Origin of the sequence: Desulfobacter sp. (genome assembly GCA_028768545.1) — a bacterium.
Lineage (GTDB): Bacteria > Desulfobacterota > Desulfobacteria > Desulfobacterales > Desulfobacteraceae > Desulfobacter.
Genome location: CP054838.1, coordinates 4,860,127 through 4,876,303 on the forward strand (window position 1 = coordinate 4,860,127; position 16,177 = coordinate 4,876,303).

Below are 16,177 nucleotides of genomic sequence, written 5' to 3' on the forward strand. Positions count from 1 at the left end.
GTGATGTCCGGTTAGGTTTTTGCTTGCTCAATAATTTTTTGATCTTTGACAATATTGTCCCTGTTTGAACTATGAGAGCCCTGCTCCTCGCAGCCAAACAGGTCATTTAGAATGGCGGTTCGCAGCTGCCGAACTCTTTTGATCGTGACCTTTTCATTAAACTGTTTTTGGCAATGGATTGCCAGTAACAGGTAAGTGATAAGGCCGCCAAGAATCTGAACCATAAGGCCGTATTCACTGCGGGCAATGAGATGATATACCTTCAGATGTTCTTTCCACCATTTGAAAAAATCCTCAATGGTCCACCGGAGTTTATAAATTGTTGCTATTTGTTCCGCTGTTAAATCATGCCTGTCAGTTGCCACATAGTATTTGACGCCAGCAATTTTATAGCCAACAACCCGAACAGGCCTTTTCGTCTGGTTTTGATTCGGAGTACCAAGTTTAACCAGTGCATCATAAAAAATGTAGCTGTCGGAAGGGGTCTCGTGGTTATCAATAATTGTTCTTGTTGTCCTGGTTTTTATACGGCAGACAAAATGTTTGCCTTGCTCCTGAAGCAGGTCAAATTCTTTATGGGATTGATATCCACGATCCATAACACCTGTTTGCCCCTTGGAAAGTATTTTGGGAACAAAAGTGCGTTCAGCGCCGTTGCCTTCAGTCAAAAAGATTTTGTTTGGGATTCCGTGATTAATGTCAAATCCGCAATGTACTTTGGCTTTTTTACTTCCTTTTCTGTAGTTCGCCCAGTGCATTGAAAGGACTGCATTTATGAGACTACCGTCAATGGAAACCAACTCTCCTAACTCGGCGTGTTCACCCGGATGACACTCAAGAGCCTGTTTATAAAGATCCTCAAAGATAAATTGCAGTTGTTCGAGTCCCCTGTGATTGATGGCTTCACAGAAACTACTACGGCTGATACCACCGTCTGGCGCAATATTTTCTTTAGCAAAAACATTCTCCTTGAGATCCTGAATTAAATGTCGGGCAGACTTGTGCTCCTGAAGATGGAAATAAACCAAAGCATTTATCTGGTCTTCGAATGTCATTTTTAAAGGGCGGTCTCCTCGAGATTGTAATTCCGGTGCTTTTGAAAGTGACTTTATCAGAGGGCACCTGAAATTGTCAAAGTTCAGGGACCGTAGTTGTTTTTTAGGGACTGAGATGTGCGTCATTTGAGCTCCTTGAGTTAAATTTTCAAGGCGCACAAAAATTTTTACGCACATTTGTCAACACAAAACAGACTGTTTTTTCAATGATTTTAGATGCTTTTTATATGCAACAACCTAACCGGACACTACTGAGAAAGACTTAACCCCATGAAATTCAGAAAAATGACCGCCCAGTTTGATACGGACAACATCCCTTTGGCAGAAGAAATGATCTGCCATGTATTTTTTTTCTTTAATCTCAAAGGGGTGGTCTGCCATATTCCCATACCTGAACCGGATGAAGGATTCGGAACCCAAACCCTGGAATTGCCGAAAGAAAATGCCATCGTCGGTTATCTGCCGGACATGGATGCCTCGGACCTGATTATGGATAAAATTCAAAAAAAACTGGATGATCTTGCGAGCTTCGACATCCAGGTCAACACCCGCATTAAAATTGTTGATGAGCAGGACTGGGCCGATGCCTGGAAATCCTATTTCAACGTTACAAGGATCACGGATCGGATTGTGGTAAAACCCGAATGGAAAGACCATACCCCGGCCCCGGGAGAAGTTGTCATCCACATTGATCCTGGCATGGCATTTGGCACCGGCACCCACCCCACAACCGCCATGTGCCTTGAAATGCTGGACAATCACCTTGAACCGGGACAAAAGGTCCTGGACGTCGGTTGCGGGTCCGGCATTCTCATGATTGCCGCGGCAAAACTGGGGGCAGGAAGGTTAACAGGTATTGACACCGATCCTCTGGCCGTGGACATCACCCGGAAAAACCTTGAAAAAAATCAGATTGAACCTAGTGTTTTTACCCTGGCCGCCACCACCCTGGACCAGATCCTGGTCCAGGCCTACGACCTTGTCGTGGCAAATATTATTGCCCAGGTCATTGTAGACATCCTTGAAGAGATAGAAAAAAGAATGACCGTCAACGGCATTGCGGTTCTTTCGGGCATTATCCAGGAACGCCGGCCGGACATTCTTAGGGCATTAGAGGCCTGCAACCTGTGCATTGTCAGAGAGCAAAACCAGGAAGAATGGGTTGCCATGGTGGTCTGCCGGAAAAAAGATTAAAACATCCCCCTAAATTTAAAGAAACATATTATGGGATGGATTCTTGATTCATTCTACCATATATGATTAAATCAATATTTGTTTTATCAAATAATGAGTCGGAGGCATCGGCATGGCCAGTAACCAAAAAAAGATCAGCCTGAAAATAAAATTTTCTTCTGTGGTACTTATTTTTATCCTTATTTCATTGCTCATCAGTGCCGTTGGATTGTGGAAGCTGTCAGGCATAAGAGGACAAATCACCAAAATCGTTAACATTTCCGCTGAAAAAATCATTTTAGCCACCAGCATCGAAAAAGACCTGCTCCTCATCTCAGGATCTGAAAAAAACATGCTCATCTCAGAGGATGAAACTGAGATGAAAACCTATGCCGGCCTCATTGCAGCCGCTGAAAAACGGATCCAGGACAAAAGCAAAAAACTATCTGCCATTGCCCTTTCAGACGAAAAAGAAAAATTAAAACGATTTGAAACCGCCTTTTCCCAGTTCATGTTGGTTCACAGAACCATATACGGCCTGACCATGGCCAACACCAATTTTAAAGCCGCACAAATGGCTGCCAATGAGGCGGGTCCCTTGATCACCTCCCTGGGAGATCAGGTTGAAATCGTTTTAAAGGGGTATGAAGAAGAATTTTTGGAAGCCACCCAGCTGTTTGATTCCATGCTCTTGGCCGAGGTGGGTGAATTAATGAAACGGTCGGCTCGTCTTTTAACGGCCATCCGTGAACTTGAGAACACGGAACAGGCCATTATCCTGTCCAGAGACAATGCCAAAACCCAAACCCTGATACAAAAAATAAATAAACTAAAAGACCCTGTGTCCAAGGAATTTGAAACCCTGGGATCACAAATCAATGAGAAATACCAAAAAGAATTTCTGGCTGCCCAAGATCTGTTCAACCAATTTGCGGCAGTCAGTGAAAAAATAACGGCACTGGCCGCCCAGGACTCCAACTCAAAGGCATTTGAACTCTCCAGAACCCAGGGGAAAAACGCCCTGGATCAAACATCAGAGATCATGACGGACCTGGTCAATGCCAGCCAGACAGGCCTGGGCAAAGACCGGGACCTGGCAGATCACAGTTTCAACCAGGCCCGTATCCTTCTTATCGTGATTGCCGTGTGCGGTATACTTGCCGGTGCAATTCTGGCCTTTATCATCATTCGCCAAATTTTATCCGTACTCAATAAAAGTTTTGCCTTTGCCCAGAACCTGTCCCAGGGAGATTTTTCCTCAAGGCTTGACATTACCAGGGATGACGAACTCGGCGACCTGGTCAATTACCTTAACCAAATCGCCCAAAATGTGGGAGAGCTGATCAAAAACCTGAGCTCGGGTATCACCCTTCTTTCAGGGGCGTCATCCGACCTTGCCGAGGTGTCGGAAACCATGTCCCAGAACGCCCGTAATGCGTCGGACAAATCCACCCATGTGGCCGGTGCGGCCGGCGATATGAACAATGCCATGGCCTCCGTTGCCATGGGCATGGAAGAAACCTCCCAGAACATGAGCACGGTGGCGGCAGCCGCAGAAGAGATGACCGCCACCATCGAAGAGGTCTCGAAAAACACGGCAACCTCAAGGGAAACCACTGACAAGGCCGTGGCCCAGACACAGACGGCCAATGAAAAAGTCAATCACCTGGCCCAAGCCACAGAAGCCATCGGCAAGGTGACCCAGACCATCACTGAGATTTCAGAGCAAACCAACCTTCTGGCCCTGAACGCCACCATTGAAGCTGCCAGGGCAGGAGAGGCAGGCAAAGGCTTTGCCGTGGTGGCAACCGAAATCAAGGAACTGGCCACCCAGACCTCGGCCGCCACAGAAGAGATCAAGCAGGAAATCAAGCAAATCCAGACCGAAACCGCCCAGACCGTGGATATCATCACCCATGTGGCAGGAATCGTGGACAATGTCAATGATCTGTCCTCCACCATTGCTGCGGCCATTGAAGAGCAGTCCGCAACCACCCGGGAAATTTCAGTCAACATCAACACCGCGTCCCAGGCAGGCCAGGATATCACCTCAAGTATTAGTGAAACATCGGATGTGGCCAGCCAAGTGGCCAGTGATGTGTCAGGCATCAGTGATATGTCAGACCAAATCGTTATAAACAGTGAAAAAATAAACGAAAATGCCGGCAAACTTGCCGAAATTGCAACCAACCTCAAAGAGACAGCGGCCCGCTTTAAAATTTAAGGAAAGGATGTTTTGCCTCACCTCAACATTGAGACTGAAACAAATACACTGACCCTGTCCTTTTCAGGACACCTGGACGGCCCCGGGGTTGCATCCCTTTGGAAAAAGGCCTTAGATGTTTTAAAAAAAACAAATTCCCAGAAAATCAAATTCAACCTGGAAGCTGTTGACTATCTGGACATGGCCGGCGCCACTTTTATCTCCCATTTAAATCAATTGGGCGCCACCATGAACAAGGGCGTTTTAATCCTGGGTTTAAAAACAGAATTTTCCCCCCTGCTTAAAATGGCAGCCCAGTCATACAAGGTCCAAACACCTGAGAAAGGACCTGTTTCAAAGCTTTCCCGGACCGGGGAAAAATTAGCCGCTGTCCTGGCAGACGTTAAAATATTTATCACCTTTATCGGTGAAATCACCTGGGCCCTGGTTACAAGCCTTAAAAACCCTTCCAGCATCCGCTGGGCAGAGACCTGGATGGTGGCAGAACGTTCGGGCGTGGATGCACTGCCCATTGTGGCCCTGATTTCTTTTATCCTAGGACTTGTCATGGCCTTTCAGGCGGCCATTCCCATGAAAATGTTCGGAGCGGAAATCTATGTGGCCAACCTCATCGGCATTGCCATGGTCAGGGAACTTGGCCCGCTGATGACCGCCATTGTCCTGGCCGGAAGATCCGCATCCGCCTTTGCAGCTGAAATCGGAACCATGAAAATCAACGAGGAAATTGACGCCTTAACCGTCATGGGCATGGAGCCTGTCAAGTTTCTCATCCTTCCCCGGGTGATTGCGGCCACCCTGATCACCCCGTTACTCACTGTGTTCTCAAACCTGGTCGGTATCCTGGGCGGCGCCCTTGTCATCATCTCCTTTGGCTATCCCTGGATTGCCTATTACAACCAGGTGGTCAATTTCGTCACCTGGCAGGACCTCACAGGCGGCCTGGTCAAATGCTTTGTATTCGGCCTGCTCATTGCAGCCACCGGGTGTATCCGGGGATACCAGACCCTGAGAGGCCCTTCGGCCGTGGGAGATTCAACCACCCGGGCCGTGGTTTCCTCGATTATTCTGGTTGCCGTGTTTGATGGTATTTTTTCAATTGTTTACTATTATTTAGGCGTATGAATCCAACTCTTATCCAGGTCAGGCATCTTTATGCCGGATACAACCAAACCGCCATCATGGAAGATATCAGTTTTGATATCCGTCAAGGGGAAATTTTTGTCATCCTCGGCGGATCCGGGTGCGGTAAAAGCACGGTACTCAAGCATATGATCGGCCTCATCCCCCCCATATCCGGCCAGGTCCTGATCAATGGGCAAGATATGGTTACGGCAGCAGGGGATAAAAAAAACCAGCTGCTCAGATCCATAGGGGTGGCCTTTCAAAACGGGGCCCTTTTCGGATCCATGACCGTGCTCGAAAATATCATGCTCCCCTTAAAGGAATTCACATCCCTGCCCATGGACGCCATCGAGGCCATCGCCCGGGTTAAACTCAGCCTGGTCCACCTGGAGCAGGGGGCCAACCTTCTGCCCGACGAACTCAGCGGGGGAATGAAAAAAAGGGCGGCCATTGCCAGGGCCATGGCCCTGGACCCTGCCATCTTGTTTTTAGATGAGCCATCGGCCGGACTCGATCCTCTAACCTCGGCAGGGCTGGACAAACTGATCCTGGAACTTGCCGCCTCTTTGAACATCACCTTTGTCATTGTCACCCATGAACTGGAGAGCATTCTGAGCATTGCCGACCGTACCATCATGCTGGGCAAAGAAACAAAAGGGATCATTGCCCAGGGAGATCCCCTGAAGTTAAAACAGGATCCAGCCAACCCTTATGTGTATAATTTTTTCAATCGAAAGTTATAAAACAGGACGCCAGCCATGACCCAAAAGCCTCATTTTTTCAAACTCGGTCTTTTTATGATTCTGGCCTTTGCCCTGACCGCAGCCATGCTCATAGCATTTGGCGCAGGCCAGTTTTTTAAGATAGAAACCTTAGCTGAAACCTGTTTTGACGAATCAGTCCAGGGCCTGGATATTGGATCGGAAGTCAAATACAAGGGGGTGAGAATCGGCACGGTCAAATCCATTACCACCCCGGCCAAAGTATATGATGTCCCGTCCAACTATGTGCTGGTCACCTTTAGCCTTTCCGAAGACTGCTATGTGGGACAGACTGGAAAGGATGCGGCAGAAAGGATGAAAAAGGCCATTGACCAGGGCCTGTCCATTAAACTATCATTTAAAGGGCTGACAGGGGCTGCCTATCTGGAAACCGATTACCAGGGACAGGCCTCGCTGCTGGATATTACCTGGGAATCTGAAAACCTGTACCTGCCCTCTAAAAAAAGCAACATGAAACGGATCGGGGATGCCATGAACCAGCTCATGGACACTCTGACAGATCTGAACATCAAGGGAATCGGCACGGATCTGGCCGGGCTGATAAAAGGACTGAACGAAAAAGTCAATGCATTGAACATGGCCCAGATATCAGACCAGGCAGAAGGGTTGCTCACAGAATTACGCCAGACCAATCAAAAAGTCACCCAGATCATGGAATCAAACCGGATAAAGCAGATCGTGGCCGATGCAGGAGACTCTTTTACCCATTTAAAAACCATGCTCCATGATGCAAAACAACCCGTGGGCAACTCTTTGAAAAACATTGAAAAAGCAGCATCCAGTGTCACCCGGATGACAACGGCCCTTGAAGACGGATACGGGCCAAAGCTGGAAAGCCTCAGCCTACGGATGGATACAATGCTCCAAAGCATGGAAAAAACATCAAAAATGCTGGAAACCATGGTATGGATCAACTCGGATATTTTAAACAAGGCGGTTGAAAACTTTAAATATACATCGGAAAACCTTAACCAGCTTAGCCTGGAGCTCAAGCAGTATCCAGGGAGGCTTCTCATGGAGCATCCCCCAAATGCCAATTTTGCCAGGGAGCAGTTAAAATGAACAGACCGATAAACCAAATCATCTTGGCTCTTTTTGCAGCCCTGTTGGCATTTCTCTTTTCAGGCTGCAGCATTAAAAACGATTTCCCCCAAAAAGAGAGGTTTCGCCTGACAGCAGCTTCAAAACAGGCAGAAGCCCAGGCCCCTGAAACAGGTGAGAGTCTATGGGTCAAATCCCTGGACATTTCTCCTGAGTTTGAAACCTCCTCTTTTTCCTACAGGATCGGTAAAAACCGGTTTTCATCTGATTTTTACCATGTCTATATGATTCCTCCGGCGCGGATGGTCACCGAACAAATCAAAGAAGACCTCTATGCCTCCCGGTTCTTTTCGCCACCCTCCCAGAACGCCATGGATGCGATTCAATATCATCTCCGGGGAAAAATCATTGACCTGTATGCAGATTTTCAGGATGATCAGGACCCCAAAGCCATGGTCACCATCCGCCTTTTTCTTGAACACAATGAAAAAGAGGGGTTTAAACCCGTGATCACTCAAACCTACAGGGCTGTCATTCCCATGACAGAATCAGCTCCCGAGGCATTTGTTAAGGGACTTAGCCAGGGGCTGACTCAAATTCTGAACCAATTTTTCCAGGACATGACAGATGCCGGTATCCAGGCTGAAAAGGACAGCATAAAATGAAATTTCGCCCCTGTATAGACCTTCGCCATGGCAAGGTGGTCCAGATCGTGGGTTCAACACTCCAGGACACGGATCAGGACAATATTGTCACCAATTTTGAAAGCACAGGATCCCCGGACCAATTTGCCCGGATGTATCAAAACGACCAGCTCGCAGGCGGTCATGTGATCGCTTTAGGCCCGGGCAACACCCATGCCGCTATTTCAGCCCTCAAGGCCTATCCCCAAGGCCTCCAGGTCGGCGGCGGCATCACCCCGGATAATGCAAAAAAATTTCTGGATGCCGGGGCCTCCCATGTCATTGTCACCTCCCATGTCTTTTCCCGGGGGCAAATTGACATGGACAAACTTCAGACTCTGGTGAATACCGTTGGAAAAAACAGGCTGGTACTGGATTTAAGCTGCCGGTATAAGAACAAAAATTTCTGGATTGTAACAGACCGGTGGCAAAATTTCACCACCCTGGCCATCACCCCTAAAACCCTTGACCATCTCTCTTCATTTTGTGATGAATTCCTGGTCCACGGGGTGGATGTGGAAGGGAAAATGCAGGGCATCCAGTCGGATCTGGTCTCTCTTCTGGGCCGTCACAGCCCCATACCTGTTACCTATGCCGGCGGGGCCAGCAATTTTTCAGACCTGGACCAGGTCAAAATTATCGGACAAAACCGGGTGGACCTGACCATCGGCTCTGCCCTGGACATATTCGGCGGCAGCATCCCTTACAAAGCCGTGGTGGACTGGCATAGAAAAAATGCCTGATCCCGAAACGCCCAATCCATGGAAACCCAATCCATGGAAACCCAATCCATGGAAACAGGGTCCATAAAACCGCCCCTGGGGAACAATAGCGGCCACACCCTCTTTGGAATAATCCCTTGAATTATCAATGTATTTTGATATGATAAAGAACAAGTTTGCTTTTCTTTCAAACATTAAGGAGGTGCCATGTCATTTACCATAAATACCAATACATCGGCACTGGGGGCTGTCCGCCAGACCCATAAAGCCCATCAGTCCCTGTCAGATTCCCTTGAGCGAATTGCCACGGGCAAACGAATCAATTCAGCCTCGGATGATGCTTCGGGCATGACCATTGCTGACCGGTTAAAAAGCCAGCACCAGGCCGCAGGCCAGGAAATTCAAAATGCCAGCGCCAGCATTTCAATTGCACAGACCGCCGAAGGGGCTTTGGGAGAAATGTCTGATATTCTCCAGAATATCAGAACCAAAACAATTGAAGCGGCAAGCGGGCTCCAGTCAGGCCAAAGCCTTGAGGCCATCCAGTCCGACATTCAGGGATCTTTAAACGCCTTAAAGGATATTGCGCAGACCACCTCTTACAACGGCCAGACCCTTTTGGACGGGACCTTCAGCCAGGGCAACCTGAACATGGACTCAATGGACCCCTCAAACCTGGGCTCCGGCGGGGCAGAAACTTTGGCAGATATTGACATCACCACTGCCCAAGGTGCCCAGGAGGCATTGACGGTGGTGGATCAGGCCCTTGACCAGGTGAGCCAGGCACGCTCAGGAATCGGATCTGTCCAAAACCAATACCTCTCTGAAATAGACAATCTGTCCACCAGCCGGATCAATCTCATGGCTGCTGAATCCCAGATACGTGATACCGACCTGGCCGAAGAATCCATACTTTTAAATCAGGCAAAAGCCATGCGACAGGCCGAGATCTATGCCCTGAACCACTCCAACGACTCAAAAAAGAAACTGATTGATCTTTTGGGATAATCCCCCATAACCTAAAGTTCTTGTAACCTCTATAACACAGAGACAATATTGACAAAGGGAGGCCTTGGTCTCCCTTTGTTTTTTCCCGGTATAAAACATGCCTCCTTGCTTGACTTAATCCCCAATTTTTCATACTCAAAGCTAAGGTCGTTATTCAAAACAACGGAATCATCTTAGTTTCTATTATTCAAGGAGAAAATTCATGTTCTGGGTTCACATGCTTTTACTGTTGATCATCATTTTCATCGGCATCCGTTACGGTGGGATTGCCTTTGGCCTCTTGGGCGGACTGGGTGTATCCGTCCTGGTATTTGGTTTCGGCATCGTGCCGGGCGCACCCCCGGTTTCAGTCATGCTGATCATCCTGGCTGTTGTGGCCGCCTCGGCCACTCTGGAAGCCACGGGCGGGCTGAATCTTTTGGTGGCATATGCGGAGAAGCTATTGCGTAACCACCCTCAGTACGTAGTCTTTTTAGGTCCTTTATGCACATACAGCCTCACCGTCCTGGTGGGCACGGGCCATTCTGTATACCCCCTGCTTCCTGTTATTTATGACGTGGCCTATAAACAGGGGATAAGACCGGAACGCCCCCTTGCCGTATCCACGGTTGCCTCCCAGATGGGTATTACGGCAAGTCCCATTGCCGCTGCAGCCGCCGTGGTCATGGCCACTGCCGTGGAGAACAGCCTGGACATAGGGCTTGTGGATGTATTAAAAATAACCATCCCGGCCACCTTGATCGGGGTATTGGTCTCTGCTGCCTGGAGCCTGAAACGGGGCAAAGATCTGGACAAAGACGAGACTTTTCAGGAAAAAATGAAAGACCCTGATTTTGCAAGAGAGGTCAGGGGCGATATAGAAGAAGGAAGCCCAATAGAAATCGGGCCCATGGCCCATAAGGGACTTTTCATCTTTCTGGCCGGAATTTTATGCGTTATTATCGTGGCCCTGTTTTCCAAGACACTTTTACCCCAGGGTGTGGGCATGTCCGTAGCCATCCAGTTCATGATGCTTTCCGTGGGAGCGATCATTCTTTTTGCCACCAATTTCAATCCCAAAGCCATTGCATCTTCCAATGTGTTTAATGCGGGCATGGTGGCGGTTCTCATCATATTCGGAATTGCCTGGCTCTCGGACACCATTATCGGTGCTCACAAGGACTATCTGATCAACCTGGTCTCAGGAATGGTGGAAGCCTGGCCCTGGACCTTTGCCTTTGCCATGTTCATTGTCTCCATCTTTCTCAAAAGCCAGGCAGCCGTGCTCACCATTATGCTGCCCCTGGGGTTTGTGCTCAACATCCCCCCGGAAGTCCTTTTGGGAGTGCTGCCTGCATGCTATGCTTATTTTTTCTTTCCCTTTTACCCCAGCGACCTGGCGGCCATCAGCTTTGACCGCACCGGCACCACTGCAATCGGCAAATATGTCCTGAACCACAGTTTTATGATCCCCGGAGTCATCGGGGTGGGGACCGCCACCATAACAGGATATTTTCTGTCCATGGCCCTCTCCTCTTTTTAATCCTAAAAAAACACCGCCGGCAATATGCCGGCGGTGTTATCCTTGATGATTTTTTTTAAAAAATCAGGGCTGGTTCCTGCGTATATCCAGTTTGCGCATTCTTGAGGCAAAGGTAGACCGGTTAATGCCAGAGGCCCTGGCCGCCCAGGTAATATTCCAATTATACTTTTTCATCAGGGCTTTGACATAGACTTTTTCCAGGCCGGGCCAGGTCATTTGGGAAAGATCCATGAAAAATTCATTGTCTGCCGCAGGGGGCAGTTCCAGCGGTCCGACACCGGGTTGTGCATCGCCCGGCAGGGGGTCTCGAATATGATCAGGCAAATTCATGGGCTGGATATACTCTCCGGGAGTGGTCACCATGAGATAGCGGATCAAATTTTCCAACTCCCTGATATTCCCAGGCCAGGAATACGCCACCAGATGCTGCATGGCTTCGGGCACCATTTTTTTCTCAGAAATATTGGCCTTGCATGATTCCTTGTATAGAAAATGCTTGACCAGCAAAGGGATATCCTCCCGCCGCTCTTTTAAAGGGGGCAGGTGAACCGGGAGCACCGACAGCCGGTAGTAGAGATCCTGACGGAACTTATTTTCCAAGATCATCTGTTTGATATCCTTGTTGGTGGCCGCAACAATCCGGACATCGACATGCCGGACGCTGGTGGATCCCAAGGGCTTGATTTCATTTTTCTGCAACACCCGAAGCAGGCCTGCCTGGGTGGTCATGGGCATATCACCGATTTCATCCAAAAAAACCGTACCCTTATCTGCAGCCTCAAAAAGTCCGGCCTTATCCCGGGTGGCCCCTGTAAAGGCCCCTTTTCTATAGCCGAATAACTCACTTTCCAAAAGGGTTTCAGGAATGGCAGAACAATTTTGAACCAGAAAAGGCTGATCTGCCCGGCTGCTTTTTTTGTGAACCTGTTCGGCCACAAGCTCTTTTCCCGTGCCGCTCTCCCCTGTGATCAACACATGGAAATCCGTATCTGCATAGCTTTTGACCAGCTCCATACTCTTATGGAACATGGGACTCTGACCGATGATGGTATTTTGTTTTTTGACCCGGGACAAGGCAGATTTCAGGTGACGGGCTTTTTTCCTTTCCATGGAATATAAAATGGCGTTGCTCATGGCAATGGAACAGATATCCACAAGATTCTGAAGGGGATCCAGATATTCCTTGTCCAAATTCAAGCGGGTTCTGCCAGGGGTGGTATCAATAATCTGAACCGCACCAAAGACCTCTTTTTCCATAAGGAATAACGGAAAACAAAGAATCTGACTGGACTTTACCGAGAATTTTTCTTCCACCTCTTTGTTATGGCGCAGATCGCTTCCGGTTTGGGCAATGGTCATCTTTGAATTTTCAATCACCCAGCCCACAATGGAGGGCTGGTCTGCCTCCAGCACCACCCCTTTGATGGTTTCACTCTCGGCTCCTGCGGCCTCTACACAGACATAGGTCTGCTCTTTTTTTATCCAGATGGATCCCCGCTGGACATTTTGAATTTTTAACAGGGCATCAAGGAATTTTTTCTGAAGGGCATCAGGGAATTTTTTCTGAAGGGCATCAGGGTCTAGTTCCTTGAACAATTCATAATCCAGTTGACTGGGACGGCGCTCTTTATCATTCATGAAATAAAACCTTATTAGTTAAATATAACCGCAACATATTAAATAAAAGCAAAACACTGACGACAAATTGTCTATATTTAAGCATTACACTAATATATATAATGATTTCAATAATATCAATATATAATTACGCTTTGGCACAAAAAATGAATTCCATAGGGTTGTGACGAAGTTTAACATACTGCCAAGGAGAAATTATGATGAAACAACGGGTAACAATCAGCAGTCTTGATACGGCCCAGCTTACCTGCCCGGAATGCAGACGAACCAAAACCCTTCAATTGTCCGAATATAAACTGATCAAACGGCACACCCGGGTAAAATATACCTGTCAGTGCGGCCATGTCTTTATGGTCATTCTTGAAAAAAAATCCAGCCGCAAGAATGCCACTTGCCTGGCCGGTACCTTTTCAGCAAGAGGCCATATCCAATGTGCCGGAAAAATGGTAATCAAGCGGCTCAATTCCAACGGCCTGACCCTCAAAACCAATATCGGTCAAAAGCTTCTGCCGGGTTTAGGCCTGAGCCTGGAATTTGTTCTGGATGATGCCAAACAGTCTGTGGCGCAAAAAGATGTCCGGATCCTTGCCAAGAACGGACAATACCTCACCGCAGAATTCACCTCAAAGGAACATTTTGACAATCTAGGTCCTTATTTGTTTTTCAACAAACTCTATGTATGATGCCAGGGTGCCCCCCATTACATGAGGAAATAAGGATCCACGTCAATGCCAATGGATACTGTCTTGACCCTGGAAATCTCAGGATCGCCTGCCATGGCAGAGACCATGGCATGAATCTGTCTTGCAGACACACTTTTGATGAGGATCTGCCACCTGAATCTTGCCGAAATTTTCTGAATGGCCGCCTCAATGGGGCCGAGTATCTGAACCGGGGAACTTCCGGTATTCAAACGATCAAGCACCTTGGCCACCAAAAAGGCGTGGGCTGCGGTCTTTTTTTCGTTTTTACCTGAAATCTTTAATTGAATCATCCGTGTAAAAGGCGGATACATCAAGGCCTTTCTAAAAGGCACCTCTTCATTGAAAAAGGCTTCAAAGTCCTGCTTTTGGGAGGCTTCAATGATAAAGTGATCCGGGTTATAGGTTTGCATGATCACCTGCCCCGGCGCCTTGCCCCGGCCGGCACGGCCGGCCACCTGGGCCAAAACCTGAAAGGTCCGTTCTCCGGATCTGAAATCCGGCAGACTCAGGCTGAGATCGGCACAAACCACCCCCACCAGGGTGATGGACGGGAAATCATGGCCCTTGGCCAGCATCTGGGTGCCCACAATAATGTCCACTGTCCGATTCCGGATCTGCCTCAGCAGACGAAGGGCACTGCCTTTTTTAACGGTTGAATCCTGGTCCATCCGGGCCAGCCTGGCATCGGGAAACATGGTCTTGAGCATGGATTCAACCTTTTCCGTACCAAACCCGAAATTTTTCAGCTTGCCTGTCCGGCATTCAGGACAGCGGATATTGGCCGCCAAGGTATGGCCGCAAAGATGGCATTTATAATGATCCGCCCCCTTGTGAAAGGTCATGGTCACATCACAATGGGGGCACTGCAACGTTTTGCCGCAGGAGCCGCAGGCAGGAAAGGTTGCAAACCCTCGCCGGTTGAGAAAAATCAGGGCCTGATTTCCCTTTTCCAGGCAGGCCCTGATCGCCCTGCCAAGTTCCGGAGTAATGATCCGGTCCGTTCCCCAGCAGTCCTTGTATTTTTTCATATCCACCAGGGTAATTTCAGGCAGAGGATTGTTGTTGACCCGTTTTTTGAGTTCAAGCAGAACAAACCTGCCTGCAATCACATTCTGGTAAGACTGGACCGAAGGGGTGGCAGATCCTAAAACCACGGGACAATGATGCATTTTGGCCCGGACAACGGCAAGATCCCGGGCATTATACCTTAATCCTGATTCCTGTTTATAGGAGGTATCATGCTCTTCGTCCACAATGATGATCCCGATTCTTTTTAGGGGGGCAAAAACCGCAGACCGGGCCCCGATCACGATATTCACCTTTTCAAGGGCAATCCTGCGCCATTGATCCAGGCGCTCCCCATGGGTGAGCATGGAATGAATCACGGCGATTTTTTCTCCGAACCTTGCCCGGAACCGCCGCTCGGTCTGGGAGATCAAAGCGATTTCAGGCACCAGAACGATTGCCCCAAGGCCCTGGGCCACGGCATCGGCCACCAGCCGCATATAGACTTCGGTTTTACCCGATCCTGTCACCCCGGACAAAAGATAGGGTAAAAAGCCCTGATCGCCTGATCGTTGGACCTGGTCGACCACACGGGCCTGTTCCGGGTTAAGGTCCGGCGGAGTATCCGGTTCCACAGGATCTCCTAAAGGATCCCTGAGTACCCGCCTTTCAACAATGGAAAGGTAGCCTGCCTCGGCCAGGGGCAGAATCAGCCGAGGGGCTGTGGGAATCTTCACCTTAAGCCCTGTAAGGGAAATTTCACCTGCCTGCCGGACAATGGAGAGGATGGCAAGCCGTTTTTGAGACATGCGGATATCTTTTCCCGGCAGATCCCTTGCCAGAGAAATAAATTTTTCCAGCTTAATGCCTGCAGCTTCCTTTTTTAACACCACAGAAACCGCCACCAGATCCTTTTTTTCCATTTTCCGAACCAGGGAGGCAAGGCCCGGATCAGACTTGACAAGGGTTTTCAAGGCCGATCCCTGTTTGGGGTTTAACCTGTTGATCAGGTCCGCCTCTTTGGCAGAAAGCCGTCCTTTGGCCAGGGCATCCTGGCCTGCCGGGGTCGCAAAAACGCAAGCGACATCCTTTCTGTCAAGGCCTGAGGGCAGCGCTGTTTTTATGGTTTCCCCCAACGGATGAATATAATAATCAGAGACCCACTTAAAAAAAGGAATATCCGTTTCAAAAAACAGGGAATGGTCATCCATGAGGGCTATAATTTTTTTGGCCTTATACGGGCCGCAGTCTTTTTGTTCTCCGATGATATAGCCGGTCACTCGTCTGCGGCCAAAGGGCACCAGGACCCGCATTCCAACGGCTGCATCCGCCTTTAAAGATTGGGGAATTTTGTATACAAAACTCTGGTGAAGAGGCAGGGTAACACTGACATCAATGTAATCACAGACAACCATGGGCTTTATTGTGCACAAAAAAGGAATAATTTCAACATCAGACTAATTTTCTTGACTAAAAACCCCCTGTCTAATAATCCTGG

General features: G+C 48.6%; 13 protein-coding genes. 10 read left to right on the forward strand and 3 right to left on the reverse strand.

From position 1 onward, the window contains the following. Positions 1 to 11: 11 nt before the first annotated feature. Positions 12 to 1,181, reverse strand: coding sequence for an IS4 family transposase (locus tag HUN05_23675; GenBank protein WDP88207.1), 1,170 nt, complete (start codon positions 1,179 to 1,181; stop codon positions 12 to 14). Between the two features lie 144 nt (positions 1,182 to 1,325). Between HUN05_23675 and prmA the strand changes: the two genes are divergently transcribed. From prmA to HUN05_23720, 9 genes are all read left to right on the forward strand, one after another. Next, positions 1,326 to 2,249: a 50S ribosomal protein L11 methyltransferase gene (gene prmA, locus HUN05_23680; GenBank protein WDP87765.1), complete on the forward strand. Its 924-nt coding sequence runs from the start codon at positions 1,326 to 1,328 to the stop codon at positions 2,247 to 2,249. A gap of 112 nt (positions 2,250 to 2,361) precedes the next feature. Then, positions 2,362 to 4,452, forward strand: a complete 2,091-nt coding sequence (locus HUN05_23685) for a methyl-accepting chemotaxis protein (GenBank protein ID WDP87766.1) — start codon at positions 2,362 to 2,364, stop codon at positions 4,450 to 4,452. Between the two features lie 12 nt (positions 4,453 to 4,464). Further along, the gene (locus tag HUN05_23690; GenBank protein ID WDP87767.1) at positions 4,465 to 5,574 is read left to right on the forward strand and encodes an ABC transporter permease; all 1,110 of its coding nucleotides are present in this window, start codon (positions 4,465 to 4,467) and stop codon (positions 5,572 to 5,574) included. Then, the gene (locus HUN05_23695; protein ID WDP87768.1) at positions 5,571 to 6,317 is read left to right on the forward strand and encodes an ATP-binding cassette domain-containing protein; all 747 of its coding nucleotides are present in this window, start codon (positions 5,571 to 5,573) and stop codon (positions 6,315 to 6,317) included. Before HUN05_23690 ends, HUN05_23695 begins: the two co-directional genes overlap by 4 nt. A gap of 15 nt (positions 6,318 to 6,332) precedes the next feature. Further along, positions 6,333 to 7,418 carry an MCE family protein gene (locus tag HUN05_23700; GenBank protein WDP87769.1) on the forward strand — a complete coding sequence of 362 codons (1,086 nt, stop codon included), beginning with the start codon at positions 6,333 to 6,335 and terminating at the stop codon, positions 7,416 to 7,418. Next, a complete protein-coding gene (locus HUN05_23705; GenBank protein ID WDP87770.1) occupies positions 7,415 to 8,062 on the forward strand; it encodes a membrane integrity-associated transporter subunit PqiC in 648 nt (215 codons plus the stop codon). Before HUN05_23700 ends, HUN05_23705 begins: the two co-directional genes overlap by 4 nt. After that, a complete protein-coding gene (hisA, locus tag HUN05_23710) occupies positions 8,059 to 8,823 on the forward strand; it encodes a phosphoribosylformimino-5-aminoimidazole carboxamide ribotide isomerase (protein ID WDP87771.1) in 765 nt (254 codons plus the stop codon). Before HUN05_23705 ends, hisA begins: the two co-directional genes overlap by 4 nt. Before the next feature lie 186 nt (positions 8,824 to 9,009). Further along, positions 9,010 to 9,810, forward strand: coding sequence for a hypothetical protein (locus HUN05_23715; protein ID WDP87772.1), 801 nt, complete (start codon positions 9,010 to 9,012; stop codon positions 9,808 to 9,810). Between the two features lie 202 nt (positions 9,811 to 10,012). Next, positions 10,013 to 11,332: an anaerobic C4-dicarboxylate transporter gene (locus HUN05_23720; protein WDP87773.1), complete on the forward strand. Its 1,320-nt coding sequence runs from the start codon at positions 10,013 to 10,015 to the stop codon at positions 11,330 to 11,332. A 63-nt stretch (positions 11,333 to 11,395) separates the two neighbouring features. On the opposite strand, the gene HUN05_23725 is transcribed toward HUN05_23720, so the two are convergent. Then, positions 11,396 to 12,970, reverse strand: a complete 1,575-nt coding sequence (locus tag HUN05_23725; protein WDP87774.1) for a sigma 54-interacting transcriptional regulator — start codon at positions 12,968 to 12,970, stop codon at positions 11,396 to 11,398. A gap of 197 nt (positions 12,971 to 13,167) precedes the next feature. Here HUN05_23725 and HUN05_23730 point away from each other — a divergent pair, with 197 nt between their 5' ends. After that, the gene (locus HUN05_23730) at positions 13,168 to 13,653 is read left to right on the forward strand and encodes a hypothetical protein (GenBank protein WDP87775.1); all 486 of its coding nucleotides are present in this window, start codon (positions 13,168 to 13,170) and stop codon (positions 13,651 to 13,653) included. A 17-nt stretch (positions 13,654 to 13,670) separates the two neighbouring features. Here the strand turns inward: HUN05_23730 and priA are convergent, their stop codons facing one another. Further along, complete coding sequence (gene priA, locus HUN05_23735) at positions 13,671 to 16,094, reverse strand: primosomal protein N' (protein ID WDP88208.1); 2,424 nt, start codon at positions 16,092 to 16,094, stop codon at positions 13,671 to 13,673. Between the last annotated feature and the right edge of the window lie 83 nt (positions 16,095 to 16,177).